This window comes from Amycolatopsis sp. NPDC005961 (assembly GCF_040629235.1).
Lineage (GTDB): Bacteria > Actinomycetota > Actinomycetes > Mycobacteriales > Pseudonocardiaceae > Amycolatopsis > Amycolatopsis camponoti.
The window spans coordinates 29005-44936 of the sequence record NZ_JBEXVF010000057.1 but is presented as its reverse complement, the minus strand read 5'-3'; the positions used below and the strand labels follow the sequence as shown (position 1 = coordinate 44936).

Annotated in this window: 16 protein-coding genes; 9 read left to right on the top strand and 7 right to left on the bottom strand. The window is 72.3% G+C overall.

All coding sequences use genetic code 11. The annotated features are described in order from the left end of the window. Positions 1 to 62 precede the first annotated feature (62 nt). Complete coding sequence (locus tag ABZ342_RS36485) at positions 63 to 1670, bottom strand: DEAD/DEAH box helicase (RefSeq protein ID WP_155545404.1); 1608 nt, start codon at positions 1668 to 1670, stop codon at positions 63 to 65. 326 nt (positions 1671 to 1996) lie between these two features. Further along, positions 1997 to 3019: an RIO1 family regulatory kinase/ATPase gene (locus ABZ342_RS36480; protein ID WP_360483053.1), complete on the bottom strand. Its 1023-nt coding sequence runs from the start codon at positions 3017 to 3019 to the stop codon at positions 1997 to 1999. Between the two features lie 274 nt (positions 3020 to 3293). Between ABZ342_RS36480 and ABZ342_RS36475 the strand changes: the two genes are divergently transcribed. Further along, a complete protein-coding gene (locus ABZ342_RS36475; protein ID WP_360483050.1) occupies positions 3294 to 4832 on the top strand; it encodes an NAD(P)/FAD-dependent oxidoreductase in 1539 nt (512 codons plus the stop codon). 54 nt (positions 4833 to 4886) lie between these two features. Here the strand turns inward: ABZ342_RS36475 and ABZ342_RS36470 are convergent, their stop codons facing one another. Beyond that, positions 4887 to 5783, bottom strand: a complete 897-nt coding sequence (locus tag ABZ342_RS36470) for an MBL fold metallo-hydrolase (RefSeq protein ID WP_360483047.1) — start codon at positions 5781 to 5783, stop codon at positions 4887 to 4889. 100 nt (positions 5784 to 5883) lie between these two features. Here ABZ342_RS36470 and ABZ342_RS36465 point away from each other — a divergent pair, with 100 nt between their 5' ends. Both ABZ342_RS36465 and ABZ342_RS36460 read left to right on the top strand, forming a co-directional pair. Then, positions 5884 to 6327, top strand: a complete 444-nt coding sequence (locus tag ABZ342_RS36465) for a cytidine deaminase (RefSeq protein WP_360483044.1) — start codon at positions 5884 to 5886, stop codon at positions 6325 to 6327. Between the two features lies 1 nt (position 6328). Then, entirely contained in the window at positions 6329 to 7186 is an 858-nt protein-coding gene (locus ABZ342_RS36460; RefSeq protein WP_360483041.1) for a LysR substrate-binding domain-containing protein, read from the top strand. Here ABZ342_RS36460 and ABZ342_RS36455 read toward each other — a convergent pair. Next, a complete protein-coding gene (locus tag ABZ342_RS36455; RefSeq protein WP_230862703.1) occupies positions 7156 to 7710 on the bottom strand; it encodes a suppressor of fused domain protein in 555 nt (184 codons plus the stop codon). The genes ABZ342_RS36460 and ABZ342_RS36455 overlap by 31 nt on opposite strands. 84 nt (positions 7711 to 7794) lie before the next feature. Between ABZ342_RS36455 and ABZ342_RS36450 the strand changes: the two genes are divergently transcribed. Then, positions 7795 to 8865 (top strand): FAD-dependent oxidoreductase, encoded by a 1071-nt coding sequence (locus tag ABZ342_RS36450; RefSeq protein ID WP_360483038.1) that lies wholly within the window; start codon positions 7795 to 7797, stop codon positions 8863 to 8865. A gap of 3 nt (positions 8866 to 8868) precedes the next feature. Here ABZ342_RS36450 and yaaA read toward each other — a convergent pair whose 3' ends face one another. Continuing rightward, positions 8869 to 9615, bottom strand: coding sequence for a peroxide stress protein YaaA (yaaA, locus tag ABZ342_RS36445; protein WP_155545412.1), 747 nt, complete (start codon positions 9613 to 9615; stop codon positions 8869 to 8871). A gap of 144 nt (positions 9616 to 9759) precedes the next feature. Between yaaA and ABZ342_RS36440 the strand changes: the two genes are divergently transcribed. From ABZ342_RS36440 to ABZ342_RS36430, 3 genes are read left to right on the top strand one after another with little or no spacing between them, the layout of a single operon-like run. Beyond that, entirely contained in the window at positions 9760 to 10713 is a 954-nt protein-coding gene (locus tag ABZ342_RS36440; protein ID WP_360483035.1) for a GNAT family N-acetyltransferase, read from the top strand. A gap of 55 nt (positions 10714 to 10768) precedes the next feature. Further along, positions 10769 to 11602, top strand: a complete 834-nt coding sequence (locus ABZ342_RS36435) for a helix-turn-helix transcriptional regulator (RefSeq protein WP_360483032.1) — start codon at positions 10769 to 10771, stop codon at positions 11600 to 11602. Between the two features lie 16 nt (positions 11603 to 11618). Continuing rightward, positions 11619 to 11840: a DUF397 domain-containing protein gene (locus ABZ342_RS36430; protein ID WP_360483029.1), complete on the top strand. Its 222-nt coding sequence runs from the start codon at positions 11619 to 11621 to the stop codon at positions 11838 to 11840. Here ABZ342_RS36430 and ABZ342_RS36425 read toward each other — a convergent pair. Continuing rightward, positions 11821 to 12723, bottom strand: coding sequence for a 2-hydroxyacid dehydrogenase (locus ABZ342_RS36425; protein WP_360483026.1), 903 nt, complete (start codon positions 12721 to 12723; stop codon positions 11821 to 11823). The two genes, ABZ342_RS36430 and ABZ342_RS36425, sit on opposite strands and share 20 nt — an antisense overlap. Before the next feature lie 75 nt (positions 12724 to 12798). Beyond that, complete coding sequence (locus ABZ342_RS36420; protein ID WP_360483023.1) at positions 12799 to 13152, bottom strand: VOC family protein; 354 nt, start codon at positions 13150 to 13152, stop codon at positions 12799 to 12801. 137 nt (positions 13153 to 13289) lie between these two features. Between ABZ342_RS36420 and ABZ342_RS36415 the strand changes: the two genes are divergently transcribed. Together ABZ342_RS36415 and ABZ342_RS36410 are read left to right on the top strand one after the other, a co-directional pair. Continuing rightward, positions 13290 to 15038, top strand: a complete 1749-nt coding sequence (locus ABZ342_RS36415; RefSeq protein ID WP_360483020.1) for a proline--tRNA ligase — start codon at positions 13290 to 13292, stop codon at positions 15036 to 15038. Continuing rightward, complete coding sequence (locus ABZ342_RS36410) at positions 15038 to 15928, top strand: hypothetical protein (protein WP_360483017.1); 891 nt, start codon at positions 15038 to 15040, stop codon at positions 15926 to 15928. The genes ABZ342_RS36415 and ABZ342_RS36410 overlap by 1 nt, the downstream gene beginning before the upstream one ends. Positions 15929 to 15932: the final 4 nt, after the last annotated feature.

Sequence of the window (15932 nt, the reverse complement as noted above, 5' to 3'; positions counted from 1 at the left end):
CCCGGAAACGCCGGAAGCCCCGGACCGAGGTCCGGGGCTTCCGAAAACTTCCGAGCAGACGATCAGCTGTCGTAGCCGCGACGCGGGCCACGGCTCGGGCGGCCGTAGCCACCGCCGTTGCCCGAGCGCGGCTGACGGCTGCGGCCGCCGAAGCCGGCGGGACGGCCTTCACGGTTGCCGGCACCCTCACGGGAGCCCTGGTGGTACCCGCCACGGTCGCCCCCGCGGTCACCACGGTCGCCGCCGTAGGTGCCGCGGTCGCCGCCACGGTCACGGTCGCCGCGGTAGCCACCGCGACCCGAACCGCCGAAGCCGCGGTCGCCGCCGCGGAAGCCGCCGCCACCGCGACGCGGGTTCTCGCGCCGACGCTCGATGACCGGCTCGCCGCTGGGCTCCTGGGCACCGGTGATGCGGGTCAGCGCTTCGTCACCCGGACGGACCATCGTGGACTCGGCGCGCACGCCGGCCCGGTCGGTCATCCGCTTGACCATGCGGCGCTGGTCGTTGGTGACCAGCGTGACGACGACACCGGACGCCCCGGCGCGCGCCGTGCGGCCCGCGCGGTGGAGGTAGTCCTTGTGGTCGGCCGCCGGGTCGACGTGCAGCACCAGCGAGATGTTGTCGACGTGGATGCCGCGCGCGGCGACGTCCGTGGCGACCAGCACCGGCGAGTGGCCTTCCTTGAAGTCGGCCAGGACGCGGTTGCGCTGCCCCTGCGTCTTGCCGCCGTGCAGGGCCTGCGCGTTCACGCCCTGCTCGCGAAGGCGCTCGGTGAGGCGGTCGACGTGGTGCTTGGTCCGCACGAACATGATCGTGCGGCCCTCGCGGGCGCCGATCTGCGTGATGATGTCCTGCTTGTCCTGGTGCGACACCTGGAGCACGTGGTGGTCCATGGTGTCGACGCTCGCGGTCGACGGCGCGACCGAGTGCGTGACCGGGTCGGTCAGGTACTGCCGGACGAGGCGGTTGACGTCACCGTCGAGCGTCGCCGAGAACAGCAGCCGCTGCCCACCCGGCGGGGTGAGGTCCATGATCTCGCGGACCTGCGGCATGAAGCCCATGTCCGCCATCTGGTCGGCCTCGTCGAGCGCGATGAAGTTGCAGTCGCCCAGGTGCGCGGTGCCCTGCCGGACGTGGTCCGACAGCCGGCCCGGGGTGGCGATCAGCAGGTCGACGCCGCGGGAGAGCGCGTCGGCCTGGCGGGCGAAGGCCATGCCGCCGACGGCCGTGCGGCACCACAGGCCGAGCGACTTGGCCAGCGGGGTCAGCGAGTCGGCCACCTGCATGGCCAGCTCGCGGGTCGGGACGAGGATCAGCGCGCGGGGGCGCTTCGGGCGGGCCTTGCCGTCGGCGAGCCGGGCCAGCATGGCCAGGCCGAAGGCGAGGGTCTTGCCGGAGCCGGTCTGGGCGCGGCCCAGCACGTCGCGGCCGGCCAGGGCGTCCGGGATGGTCGCGGACTGGATCGGGAAGGGGCTGGTGATGCCCGCGTCGGCCAGCGCGCGGAGCAGCGGCTCCGGCAGGCCGAGCTGGGCGAAGGTCTTGGTGGCCACGGTCTCGACTGCGTCGTCGCGCAGCATGTCCCCACCGGCGGGGCGCTGACGCGGCCGACGGTCGGGACGGTCCGCGTGCGCGGACGTCGAGGAAGGGCCGGAGTTGAACGTGACGGTCACAAATGCCTCTCGGACACGGTTCGTCACAAGGAGGCCCGGGCTCCCCGCGCGCAGGCAGGGCAAGATGGTGTGCAGTGGGCGTTCACAGGGACGGACCCGGCACACTGTGTCTTGCGCTTTCTTGACACTGCGCGCCGCTTGGGGGTTACGGATCACCGCGAGCCATTCGGTGGCTCTGGAGGCGACGGACACCAACTCATCCACGCCGCCGGTTGCGGTCTGAAACGATAGTACCTGAGGGTGGGCTGGTCCTCCGCATGGAGGTGACCGGTTGTGGGCGGCGTCGCAGGCGTGTTCCACGCCACACCCGCGACGCCGCCGCGAGATCACCCGAGCCCGGCGGCGGAAACGAGCTCCGCCAGCAGGTCGTCGGTCTTCGTCACGTGCTCGCCGAGGCCGCGGCCGTGGAACCAGCCGGCGAGGTTGCGCACGTCCCGCGCGAGGAACTCGACGCCGGCGGGGTTGGCGACGACGTCGACGACCTGCGGCAGGTCGATCACCACCAGCCGGCCCCGGTGCACCAGCAGGTTGTACGCCGAGAGGTCGCCGTGCGCGAGGCCTTCCGAAGCGAGCAGCTCCAGCGCCGCGGTGGCCTGGAACCACAGGTCGGTCAGCTCGTCCGGCTCCGGGCGCACCTGGGCCAGCCGCGGCGCGGCCGTCCCGTCGTCCTCGCCGAGGAACTCGAGGAGCAGCTCGGTGCCGTTGCGCTGCACCGGGTACGGCACCGGCGCGCCGAGCGTCCACAAGCGACTCAACGCGGCGAACTCCGCGACGGTCCACTGTTCGGCGATCAGGTTGCGGCCGAACGCGCTGCGGTGCTCGATCGCGCGCATCTCGCGGGAGCGGCGCATCCGCCGTCCTTCGAGGTAGCCCGCGTCGCGGTGGAACAGCTTGTGTTCGTCGCTGCGGTAGCGCTTCGCGGCGAGCAGTGTGCCGGGGGTGCCGGGCAGGCCGCGCCGCAGCAGGTGGACGTCGGCCTCCTTGCCGGTCTTGAGGACGCCGAGGTCGGTGTCGACGGCGGCGAGCTCGGTGACGACCCAGTCGGGCCGGGGGAGCGGGCCGTGTTCGGCGTCGTCCCAGGTCGACCAGCGGTCGGCGCCGTCCGGCAGCTGGTTTTCGGTGTAGGCGTCGTCGCGGAGCTTGGCGAGCCGGACGCGTTCGCCTTCGGTGAGCCGGCCGCGGCGGGCCGGTTCGGGTTCGTCGTCGTACCGCGCGCGGCGATTCGGCCGTTCGCGGGTTTCCTCGTCGAACCGTCCGCGGCGAGCGGGACGCGGGTCTTCGAAGCGCGTGCTCCGGTGTGCAGGGCGCGCGTCGAAAAGATCGAAGTCATCGGAATCGTGCTGGCGCACTGGTGGGTTTCTCCTTGGTCAGGGATGCCCCACCGGGCGCGTGATCAGCCTCGGGGGGCGGGTGGGTGAGGGCGCGAGAAGGCCCGGACATCCATCACGACAGGCACCTCCCGGCTCTCGAACCCCGGCTCCCTGCCGGTTGCGTTCCAGCTTGCCGGACCGGTCCGGGGCCGCGCAACCGAATAGCGCGAAAGGACCGTTCGCGACGTTTCCTTGAATTCCGGCCGCCGCCGTGGCCACGATGAACGGGCAGGCAACACCCGAGGAGGGGCGGATGGATTCCTACGACGTCGTGGTCGTCGGCGGTGGTCACAACGGGCTGGTGGCGGCCGCGTACCTGGCGCGGGCGGGCCGGTCGGTGCTCGTGCTCGAACGGCGCGGGGAGACCGGTGGCGCCGCCGTGTCGTTCCGCGCGTTCGACGGCGTCGACGTCCGGCTTTCGCGCTATTCCTACCTGGTCAGCCTGCTGCCGGCGAAGATCGTGGCCGACCTCGGCCTCAACGTGCGGCTGAAGCGGCGCCGGATGTCGTCCTACACACCCACGGGCGACTCGGGTCTCCTTGTCGACACGGGCGACGACGCCCGGACGGCGGAGTCGTTCCGCGCGGTCACCGGGTCCACATCGGACTTCGCGGCGTGGCGCCGGTTCTCGGAGCTGACCGGCGGTGTCGCCGAACGCGTCTTCGGCACGCTCACCGAGCCACTTCTGTCCGAAGTGGACTTCCGCTCGCGGGTGGGCGGCGCCGACGCGTGGTCGGTGTTGTTCGAGCGGCCGATCGGCGAGACGCTCACGTCCTGGTTCGGTGACGACACGGTCCGCGGCGTCGTGCTCACCGACGCGCTGATCGGCACGTTCGCCGCGGCGGGCGACGAGGACCTGCGGCAGAACAGGTGCCTGCTCTACCACGTGATCGGCGGCGGAACCGGCGACTGGGACGTCCCGGTCGGCGGCATGGGCGCGGTGACGAGCTCGCTGGCGGCGGTGGCCGCCGCGGCGGGCGCGCGGCTCGTGACCGGGGCGGAGGTGCTCTCGGTCGATCCGGACGGCGAGGTGCGCTACCGCCGCGACGACACCGAACACGTGGTTCGCGGCGGGCACGTCCTGGCGAACGTCGCACCGGCCACGCTGGCGCGGCTGCTGGGCGAGGAGCCGCCGGAGCGGCCGGAAGGCGCGCAGCTGAAGGTGAACATGGTGCTGTCCCGGCTGCCGAAGCTGCGCGACCCGCACGCGGACCCGGCGGAGGCGTTCGGCGGCACGTTCCACGTCAACGAGACGTTCAGCCAGCTGGAGACGGCCTACCGCGAGGCGGCGGCGGGGAAGATCCCCACGCTGCCGCCGTGCGAGATCTATTGCCATTCGCTGACGGACCCGTCGATCCTCGGCCCGGCCGAACGCGCGGCGGGCGTGCAGACGCTGACGTTGTTCGGCCTGCACATGCCGGCCCGCCTCTTCGAGGGGCGCAACGAAGAGGCGCGCGAAGCGGCGTTGCGCGCGACGCTGGCTTCGCTGAACAGCGTGCTGGCCGAGCCGATCGAGGACTGCCTGCTGACAGCGCCGGACGGGAAGCTGTGCGTGGAGGCGAAGACCCCGCTCGACCTGGAGTCCGAGCTGGGTTTGCCGGCCGGGCACATCTTCCACCGCGACCTGGCGTGGCCGTTCGCGACGGACCCGGCCCAGGAGGGCAAGTGGGGAGTGGAGACACCCCACGAGCGCGTGCTGCTGTGCGGCGCGGGAGCGGTGCGAGGAGGTGGTGTCAGCGGCATCCCCGGCCACAACGCGGCGATGGCGGTGCTGGGCGTGGACGCCGGCTGAAGAGCGGGGCCGGCGTGCACCCGGCCGCCGCCCCGCAGCCCGGCGGTTCCCCGGTCAGGCTCGGGCGGCGTCGTGCTCGGCGCACAGGCACCCGACACCCGGCTCGATCCACTCTTGCCCGGCCCACTCCGGATGGCGCTCGACGAGCACCGCCCGCACCTCGGCGGCGATGGTCTCCACGCCGAGACCCGAGTCCCGCCGGCGCCAGGTTTCGTCCCGCAGCTCGCTCAGGTAGTCACGGACGTCGGTGAGCACCGCGACGCCGCCGACCTCTCCGTGGCCCGGCACCACCACGCGGGGCCCGTCCGAAACCAGCCGGTCCAGGACCGAAAGCCACCCGACGCCGGTGACGTCCGTGTCGTGCGGCGGGAACCACGGGAGGATCGCGAACTGCCCGGTCTCGGCCAGGTCGCCGGTGAACAGCACGCCCGCGTCCGGGACCTCGACGACCTGGTCACCGAGGGTGTGGCCCCGGCCCGTGGGCCGCAGCCGGACCGTCCGGCCGCCCAGGTCCAGCTCGTGCGAGCCGTCGTAGACCTCGTCCGGGACCGGGATCCGGACGTCCTCCAGGCGGGCCGCGATCGCCGGGTCCAAGCCGCGGAACATCCGGAGGTAACCCGCGCCCTTGGTGGTCAGGTCGTCCGCTTGGCCGCGGTTGACCAGGTAGGTGGCGGCATCGGCGAACACCTGCGCGCCGTAGGCGTGCTCCGGGTGGAAGTGCGTCGTCGTCAGGTACAGGCGGCGCCCGGCGGCGACCGACGTCGCGAACGCGAGCACCTCCGACGCGTTCGCGGTGCCCAGGCCCGTGTCGACGACCAGCACGGCCTCCGTGCCGCCGATGACGCCGATGTTGGGCACGAGGTCGACGCCGGCGTTCGGGATCACCAGCAGGTCCGGGGCGATTTCGCGGGCGCCGGCCACCTGGACGGCGGGATCGGTCAGGTCGGTCATGACCCGATTCCACCGCCGGGACACCGGCGCCGTCCAAGACCGATTTCGGCGCTCCGATACCCGGCGGACATCGTCGCCGGTCGCGGTTACTGTTCGGGCCATGGGAGTCGATCAGGAACTGGTGGACGCGGCGATCGCGTTGGCGCGCGGCCGCTTCGGGGGGACACCGTGGTCCGGCGCGGCCGCGCTGCGTCTCGACGACGGCGCGATACTGACGAGCACGGCACCGGAGTTCCCGAACCAGGGTGTCAGCCTGTGCCACGAAACCGGCGCGATCTGCGAAGCCTTCAAGCTGGACCGCCGCGTGACGGGCTCGGTGTGTGTCACCGCCGCCGACGAAGACCGCGGCTACTGGGTCCTGGCGCCCTGCGGGGTCTGCCAGGAACGGCTCTTCGCCCACGGCCCGGACGTCGAGGTCGCCGTGCCCGAGCCCGCCGACCCACGCCGGTGGCGGGCGCTGCGGCTGCGGGACGTCCAGCCGCACTGGTTCGCGCGCGTTTTCCCCGACGACGTCTGGCCCTACGAGACCCGGCAGCCGAGCTGAGGTGGAGCTGCGCACGCTGCGGTACTTCGTGGCCGTCGCCGAAGAACTCCACTTCGGCCGGGCCGCCGCGCGGCTGCACATGAGCCAGCCGCCGCTGAGCCGTGCCATCAAGCAGCTGGAAGCCGACGTCGGCGCCGTGCTGCTCGTGCGGTCGGCCGCGGGCGTCGCGCTCACCCCGGCCGGCGCGGCCCTGCTCGAGGAGGCGCGCTCCCTCCTGGAGCAGGCCGAACGGGCGCGGGCGCGCGTGGCCGGAGTCGCGACGATCACCGTCGGCCTCCTCGCCGACAGCGCCGACCCGGACGCGACGCGGCTGGCCGACGCCTACCGCCGGCAGCACCCGGACGTCGAGGTCCGCGTCCGTGACACGGACCTGACCGACCCGACGTGCGGGCTGCGCGCCGGGCTCGTCGACGTCGCCTTGACCCGCGGGCCGTTCGACGAGACCGGCCTGACCGTGCACCGGCTGCGTGAAGACCGGGTGGGCGCGGTGCTGCGCGCCGACGATCCACTGGCCGGCCGCGACCACCTGGAGCTGGCCGACCTGGCCGGCCGGCGCTGGTTCCGGTTCCCGGACGGCACCGACCCCGTCTGGCAGGAGTACTGGCACGGCGGCGAACCCCGCGAGGGGCCGGTGGTACGCGCGGTGCAGGAGTGCCTGCAGGCCGTGCTCTGGAACGGGACCGTCGGGCTGATGCCGCTCGGCCACCGGCCGCCGGGCGAGCTGACCGTCGTCCCGGTCACCGACCTGGCGCCGAACCCGGTGGTCGTCGCGTGGAAGGACGCGAGCCCGCTGGTCCGGTCGTTCGCGGCGCTCGCGACGGCGGCGTATCAGACGACCGGCGGGCGCCGGACGTCGTAGAGGTCCCAGTCCAGCTGCCAGAACGCGTCGATGCCGTGCTCGCGGATGTACTTCCGCTCGGTGTCGTGCACCGGGAAGCAGCCGGCGATGCTGATGGGCGCGCCGCCGATGTCGATCAGCGTGTACTGGTGCGCGTCGAGGCCCGCGGGCGCGCACACGGCGAAAGCGGTCATCCGGGACTCGGGCGCGATCGGCTCGCCGAAGTCGATCGTGTCGCCGTAGACGAACGGGCAGGTGCCCCTCAGCTGCTCGGCGAGGTAGCCGATGGCCAGCGCCCACACCGGGTCGTCGGACCGGACGCTGATCCACAGCTCGGGTTTCACGCCGTGCCACTCGGCGTGGTCGGCCAGCGAAAGGCCGTACGTCACCCCGGTCAGGTATCTCGGCTCCGGCTCGTCGGCGTAGACGAACGCGATGACGTCGTCGAGCCCGTCGTGGGTCGACGGGATCGGCTGCAGCCGGGGCTCGGTGCTCCCGGTCAGGGTGTCGAGATGGGCGACATACCGCTCGGCACGGCTCGGCATGGCGCGCAGCATACGGCCGCCCGCCCGGGGGCGCGGGGCAATCCCGGTGGCCCGGGCGCGGCACGGTCGGGCAGGGTGGGGGACATGCGAGTCCTCGTGATCGGCAGTGGAATCGGCGGCGCGGCAACGGCCTGGCACCTGGCGGGCCGGGGCGCGGAGGTGGTCGTGGCGGACGCGGCCCGGCCGGGGACGGCCACCGAAGCCGGCGCCGGGATCGTGAGCCCGTGGACGTCGCGCTGGGAAGACGCGCTGTACCCGCTCGCCTCGGCGGCCGGCCGGTACTACCGCGAGTTCGCGGCCGCACTCGAGGATTCTTCGTTCGAGGTCGTCGGCGGCATGGTCGTCTCGGCTGAGGAAAGCGAACTGGCCGAGGCACACGAAAGGCTGACCGCGCGCGCCGCGGACGCGCCCGAAATCGGCGAAATCCGGCGGCTCGACCCGGATCAGGCGCGAGAGCTGTTCCCCGCGCTGGCGCCCGGGCTGGGCGCGGTGCACCTCGCCGGCGCGGGTCGCGTCGACGGCCACCGGTTACGCCGGGCGCTGCTGGCGGATGCCGGGCGAAGGGGCGCGAAGTTCGTCGAAGGCGAGGTCGCGTTCCGGGCCGACGGGACGGTCGCGGGTTCCGAAGGCCCGCTGGAAGCGGACAGCATCGTGGTCGCGGCCGGCGCGTGGAGCCGGGAACTGCTGGCACCGCTGGGGATCGACCTGCCGGTGACGCCGCACCGCGGCCAGATCAGCCACTTCGACCTGCCGGACACGGACACGTCGGCGTGGCCGGTGGTGCTGCCCCGCACGAGCCACTACCTCCTGGCGTTCGGCGGCGGCCGCGTGGTGGCGGGCGCGACGCGCGAGGCGGAGTCGGGCTTCGACTACCGCGTGACGGCGGCGGGCCAGCGCGAGGTGCTGGACAACGCGCTGACGGTGGCCCCGGGCTTGGCGGACGCGACGCTGGCGGAGACGCGGGTGGGCTTCCGCCCGGGCACGCCCGACGGCTTGCCGATCCTGGGGTCCCTGCGGCCGGGGCTGGCGGTCTCGACGGGCTTCGGCGCGGGCGGGCTGACGAACGCGCCGTTCGCGGGGAAGCTGGTCGCCTCGGTGGCGCTGGGGGAGGACCCGGGGTTCGACCTGACCCCGTTCGCCCCGCACCGGTTCTGAGCCTCAGCCCTCGGTGACCAGCTCCAGCGCGTGGTCGCCCGTGCGCTCGACCGTCATGCCCGCCCTTCGGATCACCTTCAGCAGCTGGTCCACAGTGGACGGTTCCGCCCGCGTGATCGCCAGTTCGCGCGCCAGGCGGCCCTTGTACGCCTTGTTGAAGTGGCTGACCGTCACGCGCTCGCCGTGGGCGTTCTCCGTCACCACGCGGACCGTCACCGCGTCCGGGCGCAGCTTCGCGAACGCCGAGTACGTGCCCGAGCGCAGGTCCACCACCAGGCCTTCCACCTGCTGCAACACCGGCTCGAGCACCGGCTTCCAGTGCCCGCGGACCGTCCCCAGTGACGGCAGCGAGTTCCCGCCGGACAGCCGGTACGCGGGAATCGGGTCGGTCGCCGACACCACGCCGAACAGCGACGACGTCACCGCCAGCCGCCGGTGGGCCTTCTCCAGGCCCGCCTTCGTGAAGCTCTTCACGTCGAGCGCGTCGTACAGGACGCCGGTGTAGCGGCGCAGTGCCGGCATCGTCGGCGACGTCAGCAGCTCCGCGTTGCGCGCCACCTCGCCGGACTGGCGCTCGGTGAGCCCCAGGGCCGCGACGCTGCCCGGGACGTCACGCGCCAGCTCGACGAGCGCGTCGGCGAGCTTCGCGCGGGCCGGGTTCAGCTCGGGGAACGACAGCGCGCCCAGGTCGAGGGGGCCGCCGCGGCCGCCGTCAGCTTTGGTCTCGGAAGGAGGGAGGAGCACCAGCACGCACCGAGCGTACTTTGCCGGCTTCCGCCGATCCGATCACAGCCACGGCCGAAGGCTTTCGTGTCAACGGTCACGGGCCGCGGGTGCCGGCCGGGTGGCGAAATCGGGGTGCGCGGACGCCGCCGTCCCGCCTAGCCTCCCGCCATGGACCTCACCTGGCGCCCGTTGACCCTCGACGACGTCCCCGCGTTGACCCGGCTGTACGCCGCGGCCGAGGAAGTCGACCGGACGGGTGACCACTTCAGCGACGAAGACCTCCGCGACGAGCTCGAAGGGCCCAACATCGACCTGGCCCGCGCCACCACCGGCGCCTGGGCGGGCGAGACGCTCGCCGGCTACGGCCTCGTCCGCCGCCGCGACGCCGCCGACCCCGTCCACATGCTCCGGCTCCAGTCGGTCGTGCACCCGGAGTACCGGACCGACGGCGTCGGCGCTCACCTGGTCGAGTGGTTCTCGCGCACGGGCCGCGAGGTCAACGAGCGCACCTTCCCGGACGCGCCGTTCGAGCTGCACCACGGCCAGCACCAGAACGAGCGCTGGATCGCCGGCGTCCTCGCCGGCGCCGGGTACACGCACGCGCGCACGATGGTCACCATGCGCGTCGGCCTCGACGACCTGCCGCCGCAGCCGCCGCTGCCGGACGGTTTCACGGCGGTCCCGTTCGACTTCGAGCACGACCTCGCGGTGCTCGACGCCCGCAACGACACCTTCGCCGGCCACTGGGGCAGCACGCTCTACGAGCCCGGCGCCTGGCGCCACCTGGTCACCGGCTCGAAGGACTTCCGTCCGGAGCTGTCGTACCTGATCCTCGACGGCGACAAGGTCCTCGCGTTCGTGCTGAGCCACTTCTACGCGTCCGAAGCCGCGGCGACGGGCATCCGCGAGCACTACGCCAGCTGGGTGGGAACACGGGAAGCGCTGCGCGGCCGCGGCGTCGCGTCGGGGTTGCTGGGGCACACCCTTTCCGCGGTGAAAGCGGCGGGATTCGACCGGTCGGCGCTGAGCGTCGACGTCGACAACGCGCACCGCGCCCTGGGCGTTTACGAGCGGTGCGGATATCGCGTCGACGACGAATGGCACGTGTACGTGCTGTCCTGAAATCGGGACGCCCCACCGCCGATCGGGGAATGGACGGCGTTCGTACCATCGCCGTATGAAGCCGACTTCCGCGTCCCCGGGTGCGAGAGCATTGGCCGCGTCACTGCGCGAATTGCGGATGACGCGGGGTAAAGGACTGCGCGAGCTCGCCCGGATGGTGCGGATTCTCCCGCAGTTGCTGTCGGCGTGGGAAAAGGGGCAACGCGTCCCCGGCCCCGAGGACATCGCCCGGCTGCTGGGCGCGCTCCAGGTCGACGACGCGACCTACGAGCGCATGATGCGCCTGGCCAAGCGGGCGAAGGACGACAACTGGCTCGATTCGAACCCGTCGGACCTGCCGCCCGCGCTGAGCGGGATTCGGGAGTATGAGCGCACCGCCACCCGCATCTCGAACTGGGAGCTGGCGATCGTGCCAGGAATGCTCCAGACGCCCGACTACGCGCGCGCAATCCTGAGCAATTCGGAGATCGGCCTGGCGCAGGCCGATGCGATGCTGGTTGTGCGCTTGGACCGCCAGCGAATTCTCACCAAGGCTGATCCGGTCCGGCTCACCGCGCTCATCGGCGAGGTCGCGATCCGCGAGGAGATCGGCAGCCCCGACATCATGTCGGACCAGATCGACCATCTGCTGGAAATGATGGCGCTGCCGAACGTTTCGGTGCGGATCGTGCCCGCCAACATCGGTTATCACCCCGGGCTGATCGGCTCGTTCATCCTGTACGAGTTCGCTGATCTGCCGCCGATCGTGCACTTGGAGAGTTCGCACGCCACTGCATTCCTCCACGAGGATGGCGCAGTGGGCAACTACCGCAGGCAGGCTAAGATCTTGACTGGCAAGGCACTGAGTGAAGACGGCACCCGAAGCATGCTTCGGGAGGCCGCGCGATAGCCCGGGAGGCCTCGGCATGAGCGGCATGGTCTGGCGCAAGTCGAGTTACAGCGGCGGCCAGTCCAACTGTGTTGAAGTGGGTTGGCGCAAGTCGAGCCACAGCGGCGGCCAATCGGACTGCGTCGAGGTGAAGCTCGACCGTTCCGTCGGCATCCGGGACACCAAAGCCCGCGAGCAGGGTCACCTGACCGTCACCCCCGCGGCGTGGGCCGCCGTCGTCACGGCTCTACGAGGTTGAGCAGCTCCTCACCCTCGACATACCTCCGCAGCTGCTCGCCCGCCAGCTTCTTCGCGCGCGGATAGAACGACGCCGAGCCGCCCGCGATGTGCGGTGTGATGACCACCCCCGGCACCGTCCACAGTGGATGGTTCGCGGGCAGCGGTTCCGGGTCCACGACGTCGAGGCCCGCGCGCAGGCGGCCGGTGCTCGTCTCGGCCAGGAGGGCGTCCGTGTCGATCGCCGTGCCGCGGCCGACGTTCACCACCAGGGCGTCGTCGGGCAGCGCCGCCAGGGCCTTCGCGTCGAGCAGTCCGCGCGTCGCGGGGGTGTCCGGCAGGACGAGCACCACGATGTCGGCTTCGGGCAGCAGGTCCGGCAGCTCGGCGACGCCGTGGACGCCGTCCGCCGGCCGCGCACGGCTCGCCACACGCGTCACCACGGCCTCCGCGGCGACGAGCTGGCGTTCGATCGCCTGCCCGATCGAGCCGTGGCCGACCAGGAGCACGCGGCTGTCGGCGAGGGACCGCGTGTGCTCGCGCACCCACTCGCCGCGCGCCTGCTGCGCGAACCAGCGCGGCAGATCACGCTGCGCGGCGTGGATCAACGCGAGCGCGTGCTCGGCGACGCTCAGGTCGTGCAGCCCCCGCCCGTTCGCCAGGCGCACGCCCTCAGGCAGCAGCGGCACCAGCGTCTCGACCCCGGCCGACAGCGACTGCACCACCCGCAGCGATGGCAGCTGCCCGATCAGCTTCGGCGGCTCCGCCCCGCGGTCGTACGGCAGCACGTAGAACTCGACGTCACCCAGCCCTGCCGGCGGCGACGAGACACCGTCGTAGTACGCGACCTCGACCCCTTCCGGCACGTCGATGTCGGTCCAGGGCAGCAGTACGCGAGCGCTCATGCCGCCTTTCTACCCGCTGCCGCGCGCCGCGACCGCACACCGTGACCGCATGCCGCGACCGCCTGCCACCACCGATCAGTGCTCACCTCCCGACACGCAGAATTCGTTGCCCTCCGGATCCGTCAGCACCGTCCACGCCAGGCCCGGCACATCGTGCTCCGCCACCTCCTTCGCACCCAGCTCCACCAGCCGTTTCACCTCCGCCGCCCGATCGTCCCCGCCGAAGTCGACGTGGACTCTGTTCTTGCCCGCCCGTGGCTCGGGCACCCGTTGCAGGCCCAGTGGCAGCCCGCCCTCCGGGGGCGCCAGCACCAGGAACTCGCCCGCGTAGTCCTGCGCCACCGTCGTGCCCAGCGCCGCCGTCCAGAACTCCGCCAGACCGCGCGGATCCGCGCAGTCGATCGTGATCATGCCCATGTGGATCGCCATGTCCCGAAGCTAGCGGCGACCACCGACAAAAACGGGCCGCCGGGTGAGCCGAGTAACCCGTTGGAGTCAGAGCCGGGGGGTTGACTACCCTGAGCGGCATATGCACACCCGCCCGGAGCAGAGCAGGGAGCCCCGCAGTGATCACCAGGACTTCGTCGTTGTTCCTTCGCACGTTGCGCGAGGATCCGGCGGACGCCGAGGTACCGAGCCACCGGCTCCTGGTACGCGCCGGCTACGTCCGCCGGGTCGCCCCGGGCGGGTACTCGTGGCTGCCGCTCGGCCTGCGCGTGCTGCGCCGCGTCGAGAACGTCGTGCGCGAAGAGATGAACGCCATCGGCGCGCAGGAGATCCAGTTCCCCGCGCTGCTGCCGAAGGAGCCCTACGAGGCGACCGGCCGCTGGACCGAGTACGGCGACAGCCTGTTCCGCCTGAAGGACCGCAAGGGCGCCGACTACCTCCTCGGCCCGACGCACGAAGAGCTCTTCACGCTCACGGTCAAGGGCGAGTTCACCTCCTACCGCGACTACCCCGTCACGCTCTACCAGATCCAGACGAAGTACCGCGACGAAGCGCGTCCCCGCGCCGGCATCCTGCGCGGCCGCGAGTTCGTCATGAAGGACTCGTACTCGTTCGACCTCGACGACGAGGGCCTGGAGCGCTCCTACCAGGCCCACCGCGCCGCCTACACGAAGCTGTTCGACCGCCTCGGCCTCGAGTACGTCGTGGTCAAGGCGACGTCGGGGGCCATGGGCGGCTCGGCGTCCGAGGAGTTCCTCGCGGTCGCGGAGACGGGCGAAGACACCTACGTCCGCAGCACGGAGTCGGGCTACGCGGCGAACGTCGAAGCCGTCGTGACGCCCGCGCCCGCCGCGCAGCCGATCGAGGGCCGTCCCGAGGCGCAGGTGCACCACACGCCCGGCACGCCGACCATCGAAACGCTGGTCAACTTCCTGAACAACACCGGCCTGGGCCGCACGTTCACCGCCGCGGACACGCTGAAGAACGTCATGCTCAAGGCGCGTCAGCCGGGTGCGAAGGAGTGGGAGCTGGTCTGCGTCGCGCTCCCCGGTGACCGCGAAGTGGACATGAAGCGCCTCGAGGCGTCGCTGGAGCCCGCCGAGGTCGCGCTGCTCGACGAGGCCGACTTCGCCAAGAACCCGTTCCTGGTCAAGGGCTACATCGGCCCGAAGGCGCTGCAGGACAACGGCGTGCGCTACCTCGCCGACCCCCGGATCGTGCCCGGCACCGCCTGGGTCACCGGCGCCGACAAGGTCGACCACCACGTCGTCGACCTGCTGGCCGGCCGCGACTTCACCCCGGACGGCACCATCGAGGCCGCCGAGGTCCGCGAGGGCGACGCGTCGCCGGACGGCCACGGCACCCTGGTCGCCGCGCGCGGCATCGAGATCGGGCACATCTTCCAGCTCGGCCGCAAGTACGCGGACGCGTTCGGGCTCGACGCGCTCGGCCCCGACTCCAAGCCGATCCGGATCACGATGGGCTCCTACGGCGTCGGCGTCTCGCGGCTGGTCGGCGTGCTCGCCGAGCAGAACCACGACGACCTCGGCCTGATCTGGCCGCGCGAGGTGTCGCCGTTCGACGTGCACATCGTCATCGCGGGCAAGGACGACGCGGTGCGCGACGGCGCCGAGAAGCTCGCCGCCGAGCTGGACACCGCCGGTCTCGAGATCATCCTCGACGACCGCAAGGCGAGCCCGGGCGTCAAGTTCGCCGACGCCGAGCTGGTCGGCGTGCCGACCATCCTCGTGGTCGGGCGCGGCCTGGCCAACGGCGTCGTCGAGGTCAAGGACCGGCGCACGGGCGAGCGCGAGGAGATCGCGGTCGACGCCGTCGTCGAGCACCTGGTCAAGCTCGTCCGGTCCTGATGGGCCTGTTCTCCCGGCGCTCGGACGACACGACGCCGGGGTACGAGGACAATGCGGCGCTCCGCGGGTTCGGCGGTTACGAGCCCGCGGACGCGCCGCACGTCCCGTCACCGGACGCGCCGCGCGCGCGGCCGAAGCGGATCCGCCCGGCGCCGAAGCCGCTGAAGTGGCGGCGGGCGCCGTGGCTCGGGCTGGTGCTCATCGCGCTGATCGCCGGTGTGCTGAACGCGCTGGGCGTCGGCAAGCCGCACCACACGTCGTCGGCACCGACGTCGCGGCCGCCGCGGGTGGAGACGCCGTCGCCGCGGACGGTCGTCCCCGCGGTGACGAGCGGCTGGCAGTCCGTCGCGGCCCGGGACGGCTCGTACGCCTACGACGTCCCGCCGAGCTGGGAACCGGCGCCGACCACCCAGCACGGCTGGGACGAGCCGCCGATCCGGCTGATCACGAGCGCGTTCCTGGGCCGGGACTTCTGCGCCCGGGACACGCTGGGCGGCGCGGGCGTCACCACCGAGCCACTCGCCGACCCCGAGGCGGCGGCGCGCAAGGCCGCGACGGATCTGGCGACCGGCGCGTACGGCGGGACGTCCCAGGTGGGCCCGGGCACGGACGCCGAGCTCACGAAACCCGACGGCACCCGGGCCCCGGCCCGGATCGTGGTCGCGGAAGTGACTCCGGCGGCCACGGGCGAGTGCGCGGCGAAGGACGCGTTGGTCGCGGCGATGGCGTTCGGAAACGGGAGCGCGTCGGGGGTCGTGGTGGCATACGCGGACAGCGACCGCTCCGGCCCGACGATCCGCGAAGACCTGGTCGGGATCCTCAAGAGCTACCGGTTCGTGCCGGCCGCCGACCGCCGCACGACGACTCCGCCGCCGACCACCTACCGCTGAGCGC